The sequence below is a fragment of the Methylobacterium sp. WL12 genome, assembly GCF_008039475.1.
GTDB lineage: Bacteria > Pseudomonadota > Alphaproteobacteria > Rhizobiales > Beijerinckiaceae > Methylobacterium > Methylobacterium cerastii.
In genome coordinates, this window is record NZ_VRUW01000001.1 from 59,796 (window position 1) to 81,105 (window position 21,310).

Sequence of the window (21,310 nt, forward strand, 5' to 3'; positions counted from 1 at the left end):
AATGCCGGGTGCGTGCCGTGTCCGATGATCCGGCACGGCACGCGGGGTCTCAGGTCCGGCGCCGGAGCACGGCGTAGGGAAGCGCGGAAAACAGCGCTCCGAAATCCGCGGACCCCTCGTAGTCGGCCCCCGTGACGATGTCGTGCCAGCGGGTGCCGGCGCCGAGGTCGACGGTCGTGCCGGCAAAGCCTGCGCCGGACCACGTTTCGTCCGTCACCAATCCGGCGACCAGGCGCGGGACGGCGACGAACAGGTCGCCCTCCGTGCTCGCGTCGGACCGCAGGTAGGCGATCACGTTCTCGGCCCGCGGGCCGGCGGCCTCGATCGCGCGATAGTCGGCCTCGGCGTAGAAGGCCGGCCGCGCGGCGCGGTCGGCGAGCAGTCGCGCCAGGGTGGCCTGCTTCACACGCCCGTCCGGCCAACGCGAAAGCAGCCCGGGCACGGCCCCCTCATCGGAGAGGGCGCGTTCGAGGGCCGGGTAGTCCACCGGCCGGCGGTTGTCGGGGTCGACGAACGAGAAGTCCCAGAACTCGGTGCCCTGGTACACGTCGGGAAGACCCGGCAGCGTGCATTTGAGGACCGTGCGGCCGAGGCCGGCGATCATGCCGAGATGGGCGAGGCGGCGGGCGAACGGCCGGAGCTGGGCCAGGAACGCGGAGCCCGGTGCGATCAGCGCCTCGAACAGCTTGGCGACCGCGCCCTCGTAGGCCGCGTCGACGTTAACCCAGCTCGACCGGCGCTTGCCCTCGCGCATCGCCTTCTCGCTGTAGGCAGTCAGGCGCTTGCGGAAGTCCTCGATCGCGTCGGGCGCGTCGGCGTCGAGCAACTCGAGCGGCCACGCCCCTAGGATAGCCTGGAAGAACATCCACTGGTCGTTGGCGTCCGGCGCTGGCTCGTCGTCGATGCTCGCGAGATGCGGGCCGGCGACCGTGCGCCAGAGGTCCCAGGCCCGGGCCCACTCCTCCGGCAGCTCGGACAGGGCGAGCAGGCGCGTGCGTGCATCCTCGCCGCGCTTGGTGTCGTGCGTCGCCGTGGTGATCATGGCGTTCGGCCAGTCGCGGGCGCGCGCCGCCTGCAGGCCGTGGAAGTGCTCGGCGTCCAGCCCATACTCGCCCGGGTCGCCGCCGACCTCGTTGAGGCCGAGCAGCATCGCGTAGCGGTAGAACAGCGTGTCCTCCAGGCTCTTGGCCATCACCGGGCCGGTGAGCTGCTGGAAGCGGCGGCGGAAGCGCAGGATCACACTCGGATCGGGCCTGCCGGGACCGGCGGTCTCAATCCGTCCGATCAGGGCGGCGGCGGCGAAGTCGTGCACCGAGCGGTCCGGCAACGCAGACCAGCGCTTGGCCTTGGCGACCGCGCCCTCGATCAACCGGATGTCCTCGGCCTCGACGTCGCTCTCGTCGAGGTCCGGCGGCAGGTAGCTGCGATAGGTCGGGAAGCGGGCGATGATCTCGATCAGCGCCCGGCGGATCGCGTTGACCGAGAAGTCGCGCGTGCGCCGGTCGGCGTCGGCGATCTCCTTGAGGTCGCTGGTCAGCACCTCGAGTTCGCTCGCGAAGCTGATCTCCAGGATCTCGGCCTTCGCGGCGCGAAGCTGGAAGCCGTAGGGCTCGTCGTAGCCGGTGGCCCACTCGTAGAGACGCTTGATCTTCCCGCGCTTGCCCTGATCGACCAGAATGCCGTCGAGGTGGTTCAGCACGTCGTAGCCGGTGGTGCCGGCCACAGGCCAGGGCCGAAGCTTCTCGCCCGGCTCCAAAATCTTCTCCACGACGACGTAGAAGCCCGGCCCAACGGCGGCCTGCAGCGCCCGCGCGTAGCCCTGCGGGTCGGCCAGCCCGTCGATATGGTCGATGCGCAGGCCGTCGATCCGCCCCTCGCGGACGTGCCGGAACACGGTCTCGTGCGAGCGGTGGAAGATGTCGTTCAGCTCGACGCGAAGGCCCGCAAGGGAGTTCACGTCGAAAAAGCGCCGATAGTTGATGTCGCTCGACGCGACGCGCCAATGCGCCAAGCGGTAGGCTTGACTTTCGAGCAGCCGATGGAGCGGGCCGAAGCTGTCGGGACGGCCCTTGAAGCCGTTGAGCAGCTTCAAGCTGCGGTCGACGGCGGCGCGGATTTCAGGCGACACCGCACAGACGGCGGCGAGACGCCGCTTCAGCCCCTCGGCCTCCTCGGGGAAGGCGTGACGCCGTTTCGGGTCGGTCTCGGCACCCATGGCGCGCAGGCGCTCGGAGATGGCCAGCAGCTCGCCCTGCGCCTCCTCGTCCACGTCGCCGAGCGCCGCGAGCACCCGGTTGAGGATCGTCGGGTAGTTCAGCGGGCGGATGGGGAACTGATGCTCGTAGTGCCACACGCTGAAGGCGCCGGCCTCTGCGTCGAACTTGAGTTCGAGGTTACCGTTCTCCAGCGCCTCGCCGTAGCGCTCGCCGAGGAAGGGGATGACGAGGTTGCGGTTGGCACCCAGGCGCTCCCAGTCGATGTCGAAGGCGTGGCCGAAGGGCGAGAGCGCGCCCCATTCGAGCACCGACAGCCACCACGGGTTGTCGGCGCCGCCGACGCCCATGTGGTTCGGGACGATGTCGAGGAGGAGCTTCAGCCCGTGCGCCCGCAGGGCGTCCGACAGGCGGACGAAGCCGGCCTCGCCGCCGAGTTCCGGGTTGATCGCCCCGTGGTCGACGATGTCGTAGCCGTGAGTCGAGCCGGGCCGCGCCTTCTGCAGCGGCGAGGCGTAGACGTGGCTGATGCCGAGCTTGGCGAGATACGGGACGATCCTCTCCGCGTCGGCGAAGGTGAAGTCCTTGTGGAATTGGAGCCGATAGGTCGCCCGCGGCGGCGCCGTCGCGAGACGCGCAGCGCCCGAGCGCGGGCCACGATCCTCGGCAGACAGCGAAGCGGCGAGCTTCGCCAGCGGGCCGCCGGGGGCGGCGATGGCGTTCAGGTCGCGGTCGAGCTTGCGCCGCCAGTTCGGATAGCCCTCGGTCGAGCCCGGAACGTTGGCCTGGCTCAGCTCGGACACCACGTCCTCGTACTGCACCGCCGTCAACATCGACGGGGCGCGGGCGAGGTAGCGCGCCGCGGCCTCGAACGGCGCGACGTCCGGCGGCTCGGCGCCGACGATGAGCTGCTGGCCGGCCAGCGCCTCCGACAGGCGGCGGCGCTCGGTGACCCGCTCGGTCCGCTCGGCCTCGGCCCGCTCGGCGTCGTAGAGGCCGAGCGACTGGCGCGTGTCGGTGTCGACCCCGCGCCACCAGCCGACGAAGGTCGGCAGGTCGTGGGTGGTGATCGCGGTGAGCGCGTCACGCGGGTAGGCGTCGGGGGCCTTGAACCGCCCGTCCTGCTCGCGTTCGAAGGCGAGGATGCGGTAGCTCAGGATGCCGGCCTGCATCAGCGCGTCGGAGAAGCCCTGCGGCGCGGTGCCGAGATCCTCGGCGATGACGAGGCACTTGTTTCGATGGCTCTCCAGCCGCAGCACCGCGATCATCGGCTCGAACGGCATCGCCACGTAGGCGCCGTCCTTTGCGCCGCCGCCCAGCGGGATCAGGAACAGGCGGGCGAGCTGGAAGGCGTGGTCGATGCGGATCGCGCCGGCATGGCGCATGTTGGCGCGTACCAGCGCCCGGAAGGCGGCGAGCCCGTCGCGCTCCATCTCGAGCGGGTCGAACGCCGGCAGGCCCCAATCCTGGCCCTTGGGCGCCAGCAGGTCGGGCGGCGCGCCGATCGAGACGCGGTCGGCGAAACGCTCGGGATGCGACCAGATCTCGGAGCCGCCGCGGTCGGCGCCGACCGCGAGGTCTCGATAGAGGCCGATCCGCATGCCGGTGGCGAGCGCCCGCGCCGACGCGTCGGCGAGTTGCCGGTCGGCGAGGTACTGCAACCACGCGTGATAAGAGACCGCGTCCCGGTGCTCCTCCGCGAAGGCGACGACGGCCTCGGTCCCGGCGCGCCGATAGGCCTCGGGCCAGTCGCCGAGCCACTGGGCGCCCTGCCCCTTGAAGTGCTCCGACAGGGCCTCGAACGTGGCGTGAGATTGCAGGTCCTCGCCGCCCTCCGCGCGAAACGCCGTGAAGCCGGCATCCGCGCCGCGCTTGGCGTCGGACTCGTCCCACAGCGCCCGAAGCACCGGCGAGAGCACGTCCCATACGCCCTGGTGATCGACGAGCGCCGCGTCGCGAATGGCTTCCACACGGGGCGCCATCTCGAGGAGCAACGCCTCCGCCCGCGAGCCGGCGAAGCCCGGAAGGCTTCGCGGCGCGATGAACAGCGTGTCGAGGAACAGGCGCGAGGACGGTGAATAGGGCGAAATCTTCGTGCGGTCGGCGGAGAACAGCGCGTGGACCGGGCTGAGGCCGAGGAAAGAGGCGCCGCGCAGGCCCGCATCGTGCGCCGCGTGGCCGGCGTCGGCATAGGTGCCGATGCCGAGGTTGTCGTCCGAGCGCAGCCCGTAGAGCTGGGCGGCGAGACCCCAATCGCTCGCACCCTCGTCGGCGTAGGCGCGCGGACGCCAGCAGCGCTGCGGAGCGGAGATGATCCAGGCCTGCGCCGTGCGGTCGCCGAGCGTCACCGTGAGGTGGTGGTAGCCCGGCGTCAGCGGCGGAAGCTCGAAGCCGGCGGTGTCGCCCGACAGGGCGGCCCGGCCCTCGCGGGCGCTGCCGCGCTCGTCGACGAGGCGCCAGTTCACAGTCCCTTCGCCGCGGACCGGCACGCGGGCGGCGCGGCGCGCCTCGACCGGGAGCAACGGCGGGATCAGGCCGTTCCGCAACGCTTCGGCCTCGGCGAGGCTGCGGGCGACGGCGTCGTCGCTCTCGACCGCGAAGCCCAGCGCGGCGAGCATGCCGCGGCGAACCTCGAGCGGGGTCTCGACCGGCTTGCCGAAGGCGTCGACGTAGCCGTCGGCGATGCCGGCCAGGTCGGCCAGGCGTTGCAGTGCGCTGCTCATCGGGCCGCTTTCGTCAGGAATACGCCCGTCCAAGCGGGCAAAATTGCACCGGTGCCGTCCGGCGCATTGGTCCAAACCAGCGTGTCGTCGCCGGCCTCGACGGAATACGGCCCGTTGCCGACGTTGGCGACGAAGCGCAGCGTCCCGCCGTCGTAGGACCAGGTGCAGTCTACGACGTCTGCACGGGGCAGGTTCGCCTTGGCCCCGCGATAGCCGGACTTGGCAAGCGGCACCACCACGTCCCGGCGCAGGGCCAGCAGGCGCGTCGTCTCGGCCAGGACCTCGCGATGGGGGGATCGCTCGCGCTCCGCCCAATCGAGCTTCGAGGCTTCGAAGGTCTCGGCCTCGGTCGGGTCGGGGATCACCGAGGTGTCGTCGGCGAAGGCCGCGAAACTCTTGAACTCCTTGCGGCGTCCCTCGCGCACGGCCTTGTTCAGGTCCTCGTCCGGCGCGAAGTCGACGAAGAACAGGAACGGCGTCGAGGCCGACCACTCCTCGCCCATCCACAGCATCGGGATCTGGGGCGCGAGCAGCAAGCCGGCGCGGGCTAGGTCGAGCCTCGCCGGGTCGGCGAGGTGGCTCAGGCGCTCGCCGAGCGCCCGGTTGCCGACTTGGTCGTGGTTCTGCAGGAAGGTGACGAACGCGGTCGGTGGCAGGTGCGCCGAGGGCTCGCCGCGGGGATGGTCGCCCAGCGTCTTGAAGGGCTCGCCCTGGTAGGCGAAGCCCTCCGACAGGCAGCGGGCCAGACGCTCGACCGGCTTGTCGCTGAAGCTCTCGTAGTAGCCGGAATCCTCGCCCGTCAGCAGAACATGCCAGCAATGGTGCAAGTCGTCCGCCCACTGCGCGTCGTGCTGGACGGGCTTGCCGGTCGCATCGCGCTCGAGCCAGCGCGCTTGGTTGGCCTCGTTCTCCAGCATCAAGTGGATCTGTCGATCAGGGAAGGTCGCCCGCACCGTCTCGCCGAGCTCGGCCAGGAAGTGCTTGGGCGAATCGTCGAGGATCGCGTGCACCGCGTCGAAGCGGATGCCGTCGAAATGGTATTCGCCGAGCCAGTACAGCGTGTTCTGGATGAAGAACTGCCGCACGGTGTGGCCGCTCTCCTTGCCGTCGAAGTTGATGCCGGCGCCCCACGGAGTCTGGTGACGTTCGGTGAAGAAGCTCTTGGCGTAGGCGTGGAGGTAGTTCCCGGCTGGCCCGAAGTGGTTGTAGACCGCGTCGAGGTAGACCATCAGCCCGAGGCCGTGGGCCGCGTCGATCAGGCGCTTGAGGTCGTCGGGGCGGCCGTAGGCGGCGTCCGGCGCGTAGGGCAGCACGCCGTCGTAGCCCCAGTTGCGGGTCCCCTTGAAGTCGGCGAGCGGCAGCAGCTCGATCGCTGTGACGCCGAGCGCCTTGAGGTCGGGAAGGCGCGCCTGAAGGCCGGCATAGGTGCCCTCAGGCGTCGCCGTGCCGACATGCGTCTCGTAGATCACCGCCTCCTCGAACGGACGGCCGGTCCAGGCGGCGTCGGTCCAGGCGAATGCCGACGGGTCGACCACCTCGGACAGCCCCGAGACGTCGTCCGGTTGGAAGCGCGAGGCGGGATCGGGCACCACGAGGTCGCCGTCGATTCGGAAGCCGTAGCGCGCGCCGGCCGCCACCCCCGGCACGGTCGTCCGGCGCCAGCCCTCGTCGGCGTCGGGGATCGCGTGGTCGGCGCCGTCGACCACCAGGGTGACGTCCTCGGCGGTCGGCGCCCAGAGCGCGAAGCGGACGCCGTCGCCGGCGATCTCGGCGCCGAAGGGCATGTTGTGCGTGCGCCGCATCAGGCCAGCATCCTCATCGTTTCAGGGCTCGTGGCCGGTTCGAATCGCGCAGAGGCGATCCCCGACGCGGAGCCGGGTGTGAACAGCCACATCTGTCACAGAAGCTGCCGGCCCAGCTGTTGTTCCCCGCACCGCACCCAAACCTTGCGGATCGTTCGGCAGCGTTCCGGGGCGAGCTTGGCCGGTCTGTGGAGATGCACGCTCCGGCACGCGATCCTACGGTTGCGAGCGTCGTTGACGCTCTCGAAAAGAGCGCCGGACAGGGGTGGATCAGGTGCTTGCGCCGGTGCCGCGGGAGGAATAATTAACCGTCTGATATCATTCGTCTTCCCCCACGTCGTGCCGCCCGCGGCCTTTCGGCGTGCGCCGCACCAGACACCGGCTCCGGACGCGGGGCCTTCGCCACACGGATAAAGCCCTTGGCCGACAACGACGAGACAGGGGCCGGCACGCCGCCGCCCGCCAGCGACATCAAGCCCGTTTCCATCACCGACGAGATGCGCCGGTCCTACCTCGACTACGCGATGAGCGTGATCGTGAGCCGGGCGCTGCCGGATGCGCGCGACGGCCTCAAGCCGGTGCACAGGCGCATCCTGTTCGCGGCCTACGAGAGCGGGCACCTGCCCGAGCGCAAGTACGTCAAGTCGGCCCGCATCGTCGGCGACGTGATCGGCCTCTACCACCCGCACGGCGACCAATCGATCTACGACGCCTTGGTCCGCATGGCGCAGGACTTCTCGATGCGCCTGATGCTCATCGACGGGCAGGGCAACTTCGGCTCCGTCGACGGCGATCCGGCCGCCGCCATGCGCTACACGGAATCGCGCCTGGCCAAGCCCGCGACCGCGCTGCTCGCCGACATCGACAAGAACACCGTCGACTTCCAGCCGAACTACGACGAGTCGCGCGAAGAGCCCTCGGTGCTGCCGGCGCGCTTCCCGAACCTTCTCGTCAACGGCGCCGGCGGCATCGCCGTCGGCATGGCGACCAACATCCCGCCGCACAACCTCGGCGAACTCATCGACGCCTGCATCGCGCTGATCGACGATCCCAGCCTGACCATCGAGCAGCTGACCGAGATCGTGCCCGGGCCGGACTTCCCGACCGGCGGCTCGATCCTCGGGCGCGCCGGCACGCGGTTGGCCTACGCCACCGGACGAGGCTCGATCATCATGCGGGCCAAGTCCCACGTGGAGGAGCTGCGCAAGGAGCGCGAGGCGCTGATCTTCACCGAGATTCCGTACCAGGTGAACAAGGCCACGCTGGTCGAGAAGATCGCCGAGCTGGTCAAGGAGAAGCGCGTCGAGGGCATCTCGGACCTGCGCGACGAATCCGACCGCGACGGCATGCGCATCGTCGTCGAGATCAAGCGCGACGCGATGGCGGAGGTGGTGCTGAACCAGCTCTACCGCTTCACGCCGCTGCAATCCTCCTTCGGCTGCAACATGGTGGCGCTGAACGGCGGACGCCCCGAGCTGATGAACCTGAAGGACCTGCTCCAGGCCTTCATCGACTTCCGCGAGGAGGTCGTCTCCCGCCGCACCAAGTTCCTGCTGAACAAGGCCCGAGAGCGCGCCCACGTCCTGTGCGGCCTCGCCATCGCGGTGGCCAACATCGACGAGGTGATCCGCCTGATCCGCACCTCGCCCGATCCGAACTCGGCGCGCGAGGCGCTGATGGCGCGCGACTGGCCGGCCCACGACATCGCACCCCTCATCGCGCTGGTGGACGATCCGCGCCACCGCGTGAAGGACGACGGCACCTACCGGCTCTCGGAGGTGCAGGCCCGCGCGATCCTCGACCTGCGCCTGCAGCGCCTGACGGCTCTGGGCCGCGACGAGGTCGGCGACGAGCTTAAGTCGCTCGCCGACGAGATCGCCGACTACCTCGACATCCTGCGCTCGCGGTCACGCATCCAGACCATCGTCAAGGACGAGTTCGCCGAGGTGCGCACTCAGTTCGCCACCCCGCGGCGGACGGTGATCCTCGACTACGATTCCAGCGTCGACGACGAGGACCTGATCCAGCGCGAGGACATGGTCGTCACCGTGAGCCACGCCGGCTACGTCAAGCGCGTGCCGCTCTCGACCTATCGGGCCCAGCGACGCGGCGGCAAGGGCCGCTCCGGCATGTCGACCCGCGAGGAGGATTTCGTCACCCGCCTGTTCGTGGCGAGCACGCACACGCCGGTGCTGTTCTTCTCCAGCCAGGGCCAGGCCTACAAGGAGAAGGTCTGGCGCCTGCCGATGGCGGCGCCGAACGCCCGCGGCAAGGCGCTGGTCAACATCCTGCAGCTGCAGGACCAGGCCGAGCGCATCACCACGATCATGCCGTTGCCCGAGGACGAGAGCTCCTGGGAGACGCTGGACGTGATGTTCGCGACCGCCTCGGGCGGCGTCCGACGCAACAAGCTGTCCGACTTCGTGCAGGTGAATCGCAACGGCAAGATCGCGATGAAGCTCGATCCGGGCGACCACATCGTCCACGTCGAGATCTGCCGCCCCGAGCAGAACGTGCTGCTGACCACCGCGCTCGGCCAGTGCATCCGCTTCCCGGTCGAGGACGTCCGCGTCTTCAAGGGCCGCGATTCCACCGGCGTGCGAGGCATCAGCCTCGGCAAGGGCGACCGCGTCATCTCGATGACGATCCTGAACAGCTTCGAGGCGACACCCGAGGAGCGGGTCGGCTTCCTCAAGATGCAGCGCGCCGTCATCGGCGACACCGCGCCCGAAGCGAACGACGCCGACGCCGAGGAGGCCGCCACCGACGCGCCGCTGCTGTCGCAGGAGCGCTACGCCGAGATGGGCGCCAACCAGCAGTTCGTGCTGACGCTCGCCGAGCGCGGCTACGGCAAGCGGACCTCGTCGTTCGAGTACCGGACCTCGGGCCGCGGCGGAAAGGGCATCAAGGCGATGGAGGTCAACGCCCGCAACGGCAACCTCGTCGCCTCCTTCCCGGTCGAGCCGAGCGACCAGATCATGCTCGTGACCAATGCCGGGCAACTGATCCGCGTGCCGGTGGACGACATCCGCGTCGTCGGCCGCGCCTCGCAGGGCGTTACGGTGTTCGACACCGCCAAGGACGAGCGCGTCGTCTCGGTCGAGCACATCGCCGGCGAGGACGAGGGCGGCGAGATCGCCGACGAGGCGGTGTGAGCGAGGCGCCCTGCAGGACGGCTCGGTCGTCCTGCAGGGCCGCGCCGCCGCGCGATGCGGTCGCAAAAAAGTTCAGATTCGACGGATGAATTTTCTGTAAGAAACGTAGCGTATAGATCTACGGCATGTCACGGAAATTCAGAAAACGCCTGTTTCCGAGTGTTGCCGTTAAGTCATATCATAGAGGAGGCTGTTGGGGTTACTGGTCGGCAACACCAGACACCAACCCCGGATGCCGCCCGTGCTGAAGTCCATCGCCCTCGCCGCCGTCGCATCGACGGCCCTCGCAGCCGCCGCCGGCGCCGCCGACCTTCCGCGCCGCGCGCCGCCGCCGGTGTTCACGCCCGTCCCGGTCTTCACCTGGACCGGCTTCTACCTCGGCGCGAACGCCGGCTACGCCTTCTCGGAGCGTGACAACGTCCGCACCGCCGGCATCGGCGCCCTGCAGCTCAACGTCGACCGCAACCTGCGCCGCCCGAGCGTGCCGCTGCCGCAGGACGGTTTCACCGGCGGCGGCCAGATCGGCTACAATTTCCAGTTCACGCCGGGCTCCGGCATCGTCGTCGGCGTCGAGGCCGACGCGCAGTACACCGATCTGCAGCACCGCCGCACCGAGACGATCTTCAACCCCGTCTTCAACGCCAACGTCCTGACCAACAGCTACCGCACCGAGCTCAACTACCTCGGCACGGTGCGCGGCCGCGTCGGCTACGCCTTCGACCGGGTGTTCGTGTACGGCACCGGCGGCTTCGCCTACGGAGACGTGACACAGTCCATCACCTTCCAGACCGGCGCGCCGGTGACCTATGCCGCCCGCCGCTCCAACATGGAAACCGGCTACGCCTACGGCGGCGGCATCGAGTACGCGCTGCCGACGGAGTCCTTCCTGAACGTCTTCCGTGCCAGCGCCGTGACGATCAAGGGCGAGTACATCCGCTACGACCTCGGAAGCCGCAACCTCGTCGTCGCCAACGTCGGCCCGGCCGGCACCCCGGGGATCGGCTACATCTCGCGCGTCTCGACCGAGGGCAGCCTCGCTCGCGCCGGCATCAACTACAAGTTCGGCACCTACTAGGATCTACCGCCAAGCGCCCAGGCGCCTGCATCGATCGGAACACGCGAGGAGGGCGGAGGCACAAGCTTCCGCCCTTCTCGCGTTTCGGGCTCCCGGCCCATTCGGCCGGAGCGGCGGTTCCGTTCGTCATGAAAATCCTCTAGGGCGTTGCGGGCATGAACCGCATCGCGCTCTATGCCGGCTCCTTCGATCCGGTCACAAACGGCCATCTCGACGTCGTCCGCCAGGCCTGCCGGCTTGTGCCGCGCCTCGTCATCGCGATCGGCGTCCACCCCGGCAAGGCGCCGCTCTTCACCGCCGAAGAACGAGCCGAGCTGCTGATCGAGACCTGCCGGCCCCTGGCCGAGGCCGAGGGGACGGAGCTTGAGATCGCCACCTTCGACGACCTCGCGGTGAGCGCGGCCCGCCGCTGCAAGGCTAGCCTGTTCATCCGCGGGCTGCGCGACGGCACCGACCTCGACTACGAGATGCAGCTCGCCGGCATGAACGGCGCGATGGCCCCCGAAATCCAGACCGTGTTCCTGCCGGCCTCGATCCAGGTCCGCCCGATCACCGCGACGCTCGTCCGCCAGATCGCGGCCATGGGCGGCGACGTGTCGCCCTTCGTGCCGCACCAGGTGGCCGAACGTCTCGCGGCCCGCTTCGCAAGCCGAAGCTAGGCCACCACCCCTTCCAAGGAGACGATTCCCCATGAACCGCCGCACCGCATTTTTCGCGCTCGCGATCTCCCTCGCCGTGGGCAGCTCGGCCGCCCGCGCCGCCGACGCCAACACCGTCTTCCTCGACACGAAGGACGGCCGCGTCACCATCGAGCTGCGCCCCGACATCGCGCCCAAGCACGTCAAGCAGCTCAAGACGCTGATCGCTCAGGGCTTCTACAACGGCCTTAAGTTCCACCGGGTCATGGACGGCTTCATGGCGCAGACCGGCGACCCGAAGGGCAACGGCACCGGCGGATCGAGCCTGCCCGACATCCCGGCCGAGTTCTCTTCGGCGCAGTTCCGCCGCGGCACCGTCGGCATGGCCCGCTCGTCGGACCCGAACTCGGCCAACTCGCAGTTCTTCATCTGCCTCGGCGATGCGTCGTTCCTGAACGGGCAGTACACCGTGGTCGGCCTCGTCTCCGACGGCATGGACGTCGTCGACAAGATCAAGAGGGCCGCCCCCGGCGCGGCCGGCGGCGCGGTCCAGAACCCGGACAAGATCGTCAAGATGCAGCTGGCCGAGAAGGCGAAGTAAGCCGCGATGCGAGGGCGGCGCGCGGCGGCGGCGCTGCTGGCCGCCCTCGCGCCCGCTTCGGCGGGTGCGTGGGACGGCCAGCCGTTCTACGGCTATGCCCTCGACGGCGAGGGGCCCGGCTACCCGCTGAGCCTCCCGCAGACCCTGCGGGCGACGATCGTGGTGCCGCTTGAGACACGCCCCGTCCCCCGCGCGAACACGCTGGCCGAGCTCTATCCGGCGCTCGCAGCGTGCTGGCGCCCTCCGGCCTCGCTCGAGGACGCGCCCGACATCGAGATCACCGCCCGCCTGTCGCTCCGGCGGGACGGGAGCTTGATCGGGCCGCCGCGGATCACGTATGCGAGGGGCGTCGGGCCCAAGACGCGCCCGACCCTGGTGCATGCGACCCTCGACGGCCTGAGCCGTTGCCTGCCGGCGCGCATCACGCCCGGCCTCGGCCGAGCGATCGCCGGGCGACCCGTCGCCCTACGTTTCGTCTACCGGAAGGTCGTCGCGAACCGACCCGGATGACGGCACCCGAACACCCCGCCGCGCCGCCGACCGGCGCAGCGCCCCTTCCCCGACCAACCCGGAGACCGACATGGCCGACACCGAAAACCTCGTCCTCGAGACCACCAAGGGCCGCGTCGTCGTCGCGCTGCGCTCCGACCTCGCACCGAACCACGTCGAGCGCATCAAGACTCTGGCCGGCCAGGGCTTCTATGACGGCGTCCCGTTCCACCGCGTCATCGACGGCTTCATGGCCCAGACCGGCGACCCGACCGGCACCGGCTCGGGCGGCTCCGACCTGCCCGACCTGAACGCCGAGTTCAACGCCGAGCCGCACACCCGCGGCACCTGCTCGATGGCCCGCACCAACTTCCCGCACTCGGCGAACTCGCAGTTCTTCATCTGCTTCGACGACGCACGCTTCCTGGACAAGCAGTACACCGTCTGGGGCAAGGTGACCGAAGGCATGGACGTGGTCGACACGATCAACAAGGGCGAGCCGCCGCGCTCCCCCGACAAGATCGTCAAGGCGACCATCGCCGCCGCCTGACCTCAACGAACGCCCGTCGCCTCCAAGCGTGAGGCGACGGGCGATCCCGGCCCCCTGAATGGGTCATCGAGCATTGGGCGTATCCCCGCAGGCGACGATGCGGGTGACGGCTCTCAGCGGACGTTGATCGAGCCGAAGGCGGCGTTTCGGTCGCAGGGTGACGCCACACGCCCGGTACCGCTCACCTAACATATGTTGGTGCTGTGCTGCGACCGCGCACCTAACCTACAACTTGCGCGGATCATCCATCGGGCACGTGACGGTCCGGCGCGTCCTGCCTCTTCGCCGAAGTCTCTTCGAGTCGACGCCGTGGATCGCTGGGCGATGCGCGGATGGCCAGGACGTCTCCTCCACCCCGCCTGGATGAGACCTCACCGGATGGCCGAGAAGCGGGATGCGGTCGCGAACGACGCCGAGCCCATCCGCGACGAAGTTTTGCCGCCGGGCGCCGACACCGCCCGCGCCCGAAAGGTGCCGGCGCAAGGGCCGCGCTACCATGCCGTCGTCACCGGCGCCGACGGCGCGAAGAGCCTGCACGCACTCCCGGCCTACGGCGACGACGAGGCCATCGCGCATGCCCTCGCCCTGGCCGAAGGTCGCGCGATCGAGATCTGGGACGGCCCGCGATTGATCGAGCACTTCGCGGCGGTCGCACGATAGAGGCGACGCCGCGACTGCGACCGATTCATGGGATTTGGGAGGTATGGAGCGGGTACCGGGAATCGAACCCGGGTATTCAGCTTGGAAGGCTGCTGCTCTACCATTGAGCTACACCCGCGATCCGCGCCGGATAGCATGGCGCGGGAGGCTTGAGAAGACCGGATGCGCCGCGCGGGTGGCACGTCCGAGGCTAGCTTTCAGTGCGCAGAGACTTGGCGCGTCGGCACGATGTCGTTGGCCATCACCTCGCCGAACGGGCCGTCGTTGCGGGCGTTGGTCGGTCCGATGCCGGTGGTGGCGCGGAGCGGCAGCTTCGGGAAGACCAGCTCGGCGAAGCGGTAGGCCTCCTCAAGATGCGGGTAGCCCGACAGGATGAAGCGGTCGATCCCGAGGTCGATGTACTCCTTCATCCGGTCGGCGACCTGGTCGGCGGAACCGACGAGCGCCGTGCCGGCGCCGCCGCGCACCAAGCCGACGCCGGCCCAGAGGTTCGGCGAGACCTGCAGCTTGTCGCGGCTGCCGCCGTGCAGCGCCATCATCCGGCTCTGCCCGATGGAATCCTGGCGCTTCAGCGTCGCCTGCGCCTTGGCGATGGTGGCGTCGTCGAGCTTCGAGATCAGGCTGTCGGCCGCCTCCCAGGCGGCGCCCTCGGTCTCCCGCACGATCACGTGCAGGCGGATGCCGTAGGAGAAGGACTTGCCGCGCTTTTCGGCGGCGGCGCGTGCGGTGGCGATCTTCTCGGCGACGCCCGCCGGGGGCTCGCCCCAGGTCAGGTACACGTCGCAATGCTCGGCCGCGACGTCGATGCCGGCCGGCGACGAACCGCCGAAGTAGAGCGGCGGGTAGGGTTTCTGCACCGGCGGGAAGATCAGCCGGCCGTTCTCGGCCGACAGGTGCTTGCCTTCGAACGTCACCGTCTCGCCGGCCATCAGCCCGCGCCAGATGTGCAGGAACTCGTCGGTCACCGCGTAGCGCGCATCGTGATCGAGGAACACGCCGTCGCCGCGCAGCTCCACCGGGTCGCCGCCGGTGACGACGTTGATCAGCAGGCGCCCGCCGGAGATCCGGTCCAGGGTCGAGGCCATGCGGGCGGCGGCCGAGGGCTCCATCAGGCCCGGGCGCACGGCGACGAGGAAGCGCAGGCGCTGCGTCAGCGGGGCGAGCGCGGAGGCGACGACCCAGCTGTCCTCGCAGGAGCGGCCGGTCGGCAGCAGCACGCCGTAATAGCCGAGCGCGTCTGCGCCCTGCGCGATCTGGCGAAGGTAGGAGAGCGACACGTCGCGGGCGCCCTCGGACGCGCCGAGGTAGCGGCCGTCGCCATGCGTCGGCAGGAACCAGAGGACGTCCGTCTTCCCGTCCTGAATCGTGCTGTCGGTCGAGGCGGTCATCGAAAGATCTCCGTGTCGGCTCAGGCGGCCTGGGGCGCGCCGAGCAGGTGTTCGAGGATGCGGCCTTCGAGGCGCGCGAGGTCGGGGTCGCCGCGGCGGCGCGGCCGGGGCACATCGACCCGCAGGTCGAGGGCGATGCGGCCGGAATCCACCACGAGGATGCGGTCGGCCATCGCCACCGCCTCGCCGACGTCGTGGGTGACGAGGAGCGCGGTGAACCCGTCCGCACGCCAGATCCGCTCGATCAGATCCTGCATGCCGATGCGGGTGAGCGCATCGAGGGCGCCCAGCGGCTCGTCGAGGGCCAGCAGGCCGGGGCCGCTGACGAGCGCGCGCGCCAACGCCACGCGCTGACGCTGGCCGCCCGACAGGGTCGCGGGCCAAGCGCCGGCCTTGTCCGCGAGCCCGACTTGGTCGAGGGCCACGAGCGCGCGTTCGCGCCGTTCCGGCTTCGTGCCGATGCCGGACAGGCCGACCGTCACGTTGTCGACCACCCGCGCCCAAGGCAGCAGCCGCGGCTCCTGGAACATGATGCGCCGCGACCGCTCGCTCCGCCGCAGGCCGGGTTCGCCGGCGTCGAGCGCGACGCGGCCGGCGGTCGGCGCCTCGAGCCCGAGGATCAGGCGCAGCAGGGTGCTCTTGCCGCAACCGGACCGGCCGACGACCGCGGTGAAGCCGCCCGCGGGCAGGAACAGGTCGAGCCCGGAGATGACGGCGTTGCCGTCGAAGCTCTTGTGCAGGTCGCGAACGGTGACGGCGATGCCGCGAGCTCCCCTCTCCCGGTCGGGCGAGGAATGGGGGGAGGGATCAACCGTTTTCGAAGAGGTCACGCCCCTCTCCCTGTCGCCAAGGGCGAAGGCACCCGCATTCGTGTCGGCGTCCGGCGGCTGCGGGGTGTCGCGAAGGTTGGCGTCGCGCAGCATCAGGCGCTCCTGTAGGCGGGGTTCCAGGCGAGGCAGCTGCGTTCCAGCTGCCGCGTCAGCGCGTCGGCAAGCTTGCCAAGCGCGGCGTAGATCAGGATCGCCAGCACCACGACGTCGACGAGCATGAACTCGCGCGCCTGCATCGCCATGTAGCCGAGACCGGACGAGGCCGAGATGGTCTCGGCGACGATGAGCGTCAGCCACATGATGCCCAGCGCGTAGCGCAGGCCGACGAAGATCGACGGGAGCGCCCCCGGCAGCACCACGCGGCGGAACAGCTCGGCGTTCGACATGCCGTAGACGCGGCCCATCTCGACCAGCGCCGGGTCGACCGAGCGGATGCCGTGCAGGGTGTTGGCGTAGATCGGGAAGAACACCCCGAGCGCCACCAGGAACAGCTTGGCCTCCTCGCCGATGCCGAACCACAGGATCACCAGCGGGATCAGCGACAGGTGGGGCACGTTGCGCACCATCTGCACCGAGGTGTCGGTGAGCCGCTCGGACAGGCGCGACAGGCCGTTGGCGAGGCCGAGCCCGAAGCCGATGCCGCCGCCGACCACGAAGCCGGCGAGCGCGCGCAGCGTGCTGACGCCGAGGTTGGTCCAGAGTTCGCCGGTGCGCCCCGCCTCGATCCCGGCCCGGACCACGTCGAGCGGGGCCGGCATGAAGCGGTTCGAGACCAGGCCGGCCGAGACCGCCGCCTGCCAGCCGAGCACGATCGCGACGGGCAAGAGCCAGGGCAGCGCGGCGTCGCGGATGCGGGAGGGGGTGGTGCTCATCGGATCTCCGCCTTCCGTTCCGGATGGGTCCAGACCGCGTCGGCGACCCGGATGGCTTTGGGCAGGAGGCCGAGGGCGTGGAAGGCGTCGGCCACGGCCTGCTGGTCGGCGATCGCCTGCGCGTCGAGGGGGGCGACGCCGTAGGACAGGCGCTCGAGCGCCACCGCCAGCACGGGCGCCGGGATGCCGACCGAAGGCGCAAGCTCGGCCGCGACCGTGGCGCCGTTGCCGGCGGCCCAGGTGTCGACCTCGGCGACCGCCCGCAGGATCGCGACGACGACCTCCGGGCTCGCCTCGGTGAAGCCGCGGCGCGACAGGTAGAACTGCCGGTTCGGTGCGATCCCGCTGCCGTCGGCCAGCACGCGCGCGCCGGTGGAGCGCTCGGCCGCCGCGAGGTACGGATCCCAGATCGCCCAGGCGTCGACGGCACCGCGCACGAAGGCGGCGTTGGCATCCGCCGGCGACAGGAAGACGAGCTTCACCGCGTCGTAGGGAACGCCGGCCTTCTCCAGGGCGCGCACCACGAGGAAGTGCACGTTGGAGCCCTTGTTGAGCGCGATGGTCTTGCCGCGCAGCTCCGCCACGGACCGGACCGGGCTGTCCTTCGGCACGAGGATCGCCTCGCCGCGCGGGGCCGGCGGCTCGGTGCCGACGTAGCGCAGGTCGGCGCTGGCGGCCTGCGCGAAGATCGGCGGGGCCTCGCCGGCCGAGCCGAGGTCGATCGCCCCGGCGTTCAGCGCCTCCAGCAAGGGCGGACCGGAGGGAAACTCCGACCAGGTGACGTCGTAGCCAAGCGGCGCCAACGCCTTCGCGAGGCTGCCGCGGCCCTTCAGCAGGACGAGCGAGCCGTACTTCTGGTAGCCGATCCGCACGGTGGCGGCGGCGCGCGCCGGGCGCAGGGCGATGGCGGCGGCGAGGCCGAGCCCGGCCGAGAGCACGGTGCGGCGGCGCATCGGCGCGCCGGCCTCCGTCAGGGTGTCGAGTGCGGCGCGCGGCGCGGGGGAAAGGGGGGCGTCGGTCATCGCGGATCAGCCGTTGCGTGCGGGTGGCGTCCAGACCGCGTCGGCGACGCGGATGGGCTTCGGGATCAGCTTCAGGGCGTGGAAGCGGTCGGCGATCGCCTGCTGCTCGGCGGCGACGCGGTCGTTCATCGGGCCGATGAGGTAGTCGGTGCGGTCTACCGCGCGGCGCGTGGCGGCGAGCGGCACGCCGGTGCCCTTCGAGAGCAGGTCGGCGACCGCGCCGCGGTTCTCGCCGCACCAGCGCGCGACGCCCCCGAGCACGTCGATCACCTCGGAAAGCACCTCGCCGCGGCCCTCGGCGAAGGCGCGGCTCGCCAGGAAGAAGTTGTTTTGCCGGGCGATCTCCTTGGCGGTCGCGAGCACGCGGACGCCGTCGCCGCCTTCGGCGATGGCGTAGTACGGGTCCCAGATCGTCCAGGCGTCGATGCTGCCGCGCGAGAACGCCGCCGCGGCGTCGGCCGGCGCCAACGTCACCGGCTCGATGTCGGCATAGGTGAGGCCGGCCTTCTCCAAGGCGGCGACGGTGAGGTTGTGGGCGCTCGACGCCTTGGCGAAGGCGACGCGCTTGCCCTTCAGCTCGGCGAGCGTTTTGATCGCCGAGCCCTTCGGCAGCAGGATTCCCGAGCCGGAGCCGCCGGCCTCCTGCGCCGCGGCGTAGACGAGGCTCGATCGCGCGGCCTGCGCGAAGATCGGCGGGGCGTCGCCGGTCTGCCCGAAATCGATGCCATCGAGGGAGAGCGCCTCCAGCAACGGCGGCCCGAACGAGAACTCGACCCAGCGCACCGAATGGCCGAGTGGCGCCAGCCGCTCCTCGATGACGCCGCGCTGCTTGGCGACGACGAGGATGCCGTTCTTCTGGTAGCCGATGCGCAGGACGCCGGGCTCCGCGGCGCGCGCGGCACGGGACAGGGGCAGCGCCGCGGCGAAAGCCGTGGCGAGCAGGCGGCGACGGTCGAGCATCGCCGGCCTCAGCGTGCGACCGCGCGGGCCGCGGGGGCGGCGGCCTCCGCTGCTCCCGCGGCGCGGACGAGGGCGGCGAGCTGGGCGCCGGCCTGGGCGATGCGGTCGCGCACGCCGGGATCGGTCGGCAGCCCGTCGGTGAAGTCGGGGTCGGAGCCGTAGACGGTGGTCGGCACCTGCAGGGCGCCGAAGAACCCGAACAGCGGCCGGAAGGAATGCTCGACCACCAGCGCGTGGCGGGCGCCGCCGCCTGTGGCGACGATCGCGACCGGCTTGTTGGCCAAGGCCAGCGGGTCGATCAGGTCGAAGAGGTGCTTGAACAAGCCGGTGAAGCTGCCCTTGTAGACCGGCGAGCCGACGACGAGCGCATCCGCCCCCTCGATCGCCTCGACCACGCGGCGGGCCGGCAGCGACAGCGCATCCCGCGACCAGGCCGCGCCGAGGCCTGTGCCGGCGTCGACGAGGTCGAACAGGCGCAGGTCCAAGCCGCCATCCGCCGCGGCGGACTCGCCCACGGCCTCGACCAGGGCGCGGGTCTTGGACGGGCGCTGGAGGTTGGCGCTGAAGCCCACGAGTTTTGGTCGCGTCATCGTCAAGGTCTCGTCTCGAATTGAGGGTGTCGCGGGACAAAGACGGGGCTGGAGGGCGAAGGCCGCCCCCATCGTTCCGGACCCTGCCGCGATGTCCTCCTGAAGGTGAGGCGTGCGGCCTGCGCGGTCAATGAAACGTTCTTGCAAAAGAACGCGGCGAACGAGGCGAACGTCTTCTCAAGCGATCGGATCGAGGGGTTTTGTTCTCTCGGACGTGAGTACGAGGCGAAATTTGCAATCATCCCACGCATCGGCGGACTGAAACGTTCTTTAAGAAGAACGAAGTGGGTGCGATGCCGTTTCTCCACGGGCGGCCCCGCCTCCTGGATGCCCACGATGGAAGGTTTCTCCCGCCGGACCTGCGGCCAGTGGAACGTCCTTGCCTGATCCAGCAAAAATTTGCGCTTTGCTTCCTTTGACCTGGATCAGGACTTTGGAAATACTTTGAAGGCACGCCTACAGGGCGCATCTGTTCGGCCGATCGGCGCGTAACCCATCAGGGACATGCGCTGGACGATCGTATCGCACCGACAAGTGACGACGGACGAGGAGGGGGACATCCGATGACCAACCGCAACGCGACCGAGGAGCCGATCCGCTTCGCCTATTGGGTGCCGAACGTGTCTGGCGGGCTCGTGATCAGCACGATCCCGCAGCGCACGAGCTGGGATGCCGACTACAACCGCAAGCTCGCGCGGATCGCCGAGGAGGCCGGCTTCGACTACGCGCTGACCCAGATCCGCTTCACCGCCGGCTACGGCGCCGAGTTCCAGCACGAATCGGTGGCGTTCAGCCACGCGCTGCTCGCTGCCACCACGAAGTTGAAGGTGATCGCCGCGCTGCTGCCCGGGCCGTGGAACCCGACCATCGCCGCCAAGCAGATCGCCACGATCAGCGAGCTGACCGAGAACCGCATCGCGATCAACCTGGTCTCCGGCTGGTTCTCGGGTGAGTTCCGCGCCATCGGCGAGCCGTGGCTCGACCACGACGAGCGCTATCGCCGCTCCGAGGAGTTCATCACCGCGCTGCGCGGGATCTGGACCCAGGAGAACTATACGTTCCGCGGCGATTTCTATCGCTACACCAATTACAACCTCAAGCCGAAGCCTGCGGTGACGCCGGAGATCTTCCAAGGCGGGTCGTCGCGGGCGGCGCGCGACATGGCGGCCCGCGTCTCCGATTGGTACTTCACCAACGGCAACACGCCGGCGGGCGTCCGCGCGCAGGTGGACGACCTCCAAGCGAAGGCCGCCGCCAACGGCCACACGGTGAAGGTCGGCGTGAACGCCTTCGTCATCGCGCGCGACACCGAGCAAGAGGCGCGCGCTGTGCTGCAGGAGATCATCGACCACGCCAACACAGACGCGGTGAAGGCGTTCGGCCACGAGGCGAAGAATGCCGGCAAGGCCTCGCCCGAGGGCGAGGGCAACTGGGCGAAGTCCACCTTCGAGGACCTCGTCCAGTACAACGACGGCTTCAAGACCAACCTGATCGGCACCCCGGACCAGATCGCCGAGCGCATCCTCGCCCTGAAGGATGCCGGCGCCGACCTCGCGCTCCTCGCCTTCCTGCACTTCCAGGAAGAGGTCGCGTATTTCGGCGAGCATATCATCCCGCGGGTGCGCGCGCTCGAGGCGGCGCGGGCCGAGCGCGCCGAGGCGGCGTAGGCGCCGAGCCGGTCCCTGCCCCCTCCCCTCGCAGTGAGGGGAGGAAAGGCGCGAGCGAGCACTCTCACTCTGGAG

Annotated in this window: 16 protein-coding genes and 1 tRNA gene; 8 read left to right on the forward strand and 9 right to left on the reverse strand. The window is 69.9% G+C overall.

Annotation, left to right across the window (positions count from 1 at the left end; translation table 11 throughout):
- Positions 1–49: 49 nt before the first annotated feature.
- Complete coding sequence (locus FV226_RS00250; RefSeq protein WP_147761331.1) at positions 50–4,936, reverse strand: malto-oligosyltrehalose synthase; 4,887 nt, start codon at positions 4,934–4,936, stop codon at positions 50–52.
- A complete protein-coding gene (gene treZ / locus FV226_RS00255; RefSeq protein WP_147761332.1) occupies positions 4,933–6,738 on the reverse strand; it encodes a malto-oligosyltrehalose trehalohydrolase in 1,806 nt (601 codons plus the stop codon). Before treZ ends, FV226_RS00250 begins: the two co-directional genes overlap by 4 nt.
- A gap of 419 nt (positions 6,739–7,157) precedes the next feature.
- Between treZ and gyrA the strand changes: the two genes are divergently transcribed.
- The 7 genes from gyrA to FV226_RS00290 all read left to right on the forward strand — a co-directional run bounded on the left by gyrA (position 7,158) and on the right by FV226_RS00290 (position 13,906).
- Positions 7,158–9,893 (forward strand): DNA gyrase subunit A, encoded by a 2,736-nt coding sequence (gyrA, locus tag FV226_RS00260; RefSeq protein WP_147761333.1) that lies wholly within the window; start codon positions 7,158–7,160, stop codon positions 9,891–9,893.
- Positions 9,894–10,134: 241 nt separating this feature from the next.
- Positions 10,135–10,968 carry a porin family protein gene (locus FV226_RS00265; RefSeq protein WP_147761334.1) on the forward strand — a complete coding sequence of 278 codons (834 nt, stop codon included), beginning with the start codon at positions 10,135–10,137 and terminating at the stop codon, positions 10,966–10,968.
- Positions 10,969–11,123: 155 nt separating this feature from the next.
- Positions 11,124–11,627: a pantetheine-phosphate adenylyltransferase gene (coaD, locus tag FV226_RS00270; RefSeq protein ID WP_147761335.1), complete on the forward strand. Its 504-nt coding sequence runs from the start codon at positions 11,124–11,126 to the stop codon at positions 11,625–11,627.
- A gap of 31 nt (positions 11,628–11,658) precedes the next feature.
- Complete coding sequence (locus FV226_RS00275; protein ID WP_147761336.1) at positions 11,659–12,207, forward strand: peptidylprolyl isomerase; 549 nt, start codon at positions 11,659–11,661, stop codon at positions 12,205–12,207.
- Between the two features lie 6 nt (positions 12,208–12,213).
- On the forward strand, positions 12,214–12,717 hold the full coding sequence (locus FV226_RS00280) for a hypothetical protein (RefSeq protein WP_147761337.1): 504 nt from the start codon (positions 12,214–12,216) through the stop codon (positions 12,715–12,717).
- A gap of 70 nt (positions 12,718–12,787) precedes the next feature.
- Positions 12,788–13,246 (forward strand): peptidylprolyl isomerase, encoded by a 459-nt coding sequence (locus FV226_RS00285; RefSeq protein ID WP_147750105.1) that lies wholly within the window; start codon positions 12,788–12,790, stop codon positions 13,244–13,246.
- Between the two features lie 378 nt (positions 13,247–13,624).
- Positions 13,625–13,906 (forward strand): hypothetical protein, encoded by a 282-nt coding sequence (locus tag FV226_RS00290; RefSeq protein ID WP_147750104.1) that lies wholly within the window; start codon positions 13,625–13,627, stop codon positions 13,904–13,906.
- A 44-nt stretch (positions 13,907–13,950) separates the two neighbouring features.
- Here the strand turns inward: FV226_RS00290 and FV226_RS00295 are convergent.
- The 7 genes from FV226_RS00295 to FV226_RS00325 all read right to left on the reverse strand — a co-directional run bounded on the left by FV226_RS00295 (position 13,951) and on the right by FV226_RS00325 (position 19,568).
- Positions 13,951–14,024 (reverse strand) — tRNA-Gly (locus FV226_RS00295).
- Between the two features lie 79 nt (positions 14,025–14,103).
- Entirely contained in the window at positions 14,104–15,294 is a 1,191-nt protein-coding gene (ssuD, locus tag FV226_RS00300; RefSeq protein WP_147761338.1) for an FMNH2-dependent alkanesulfonate monooxygenase, read from the reverse strand.
- Positions 15,295–15,314: 20 nt separating this feature from the next.
- Positions 15,315–16,217, reverse strand: coding sequence for an ATP-binding cassette domain-containing protein (locus tag FV226_RS00305; RefSeq protein WP_147761339.1), 903 nt, complete (start codon positions 16,215–16,217; stop codon positions 15,315–15,317).
- A complete protein-coding gene (gene ssuC / locus FV226_RS00310; protein ID WP_147750101.1) occupies positions 16,217–16,996 on the reverse strand; it encodes an aliphatic sulfonate ABC transporter permease SsuC in 780 nt (259 codons plus the stop codon). The genes FV226_RS00305 and ssuC overlap by 1 nt, the downstream gene beginning before the upstream one ends.
- Positions 16,993–18,018, reverse strand: coding sequence for a sulfonate ABC transporter substrate-binding protein (locus FV226_RS00315; RefSeq protein WP_147761340.1), 1,026 nt, complete (start codon positions 18,016–18,018; stop codon positions 16,993–16,995). Before FV226_RS00315 ends, ssuC begins: the two co-directional genes overlap by 4 nt.
- A gap of 6 nt (positions 18,019–18,024) precedes the next feature.
- The gene (locus tag FV226_RS00320; protein ID WP_147761341.1) at positions 18,025–18,978 is read right to left on the reverse strand and encodes an aliphatic sulfonate ABC transporter substrate-binding protein; all 954 of its coding nucleotides are present in this window, start codon (positions 18,976–18,978) and stop codon (positions 18,025–18,027) included.
- Between the two features lie 8 nt (positions 18,979–18,986).
- Complete coding sequence (locus tag FV226_RS00325; RefSeq protein ID WP_147750098.1) at positions 18,987–19,568, reverse strand: NAD(P)H-dependent oxidoreductase; 582 nt, start codon at positions 19,566–19,568, stop codon at positions 18,987–18,989.
- A gap of 563 nt (positions 19,569–20,131) precedes the next feature.
- On the opposite strand from FV226_RS00325, the gene sfnG reads away from it, so the two are divergent.
- Positions 20,132–21,235 (forward strand): dimethylsulfone monooxygenase SfnG, encoded by a 1,104-nt coding sequence (sfnG, locus tag FV226_RS00330; RefSeq protein ID WP_147761342.1) that lies wholly within the window; start codon positions 20,132–20,134, stop codon positions 21,233–21,235.
- Positions 21,236–21,310 lie beyond the last annotated feature (75 nt).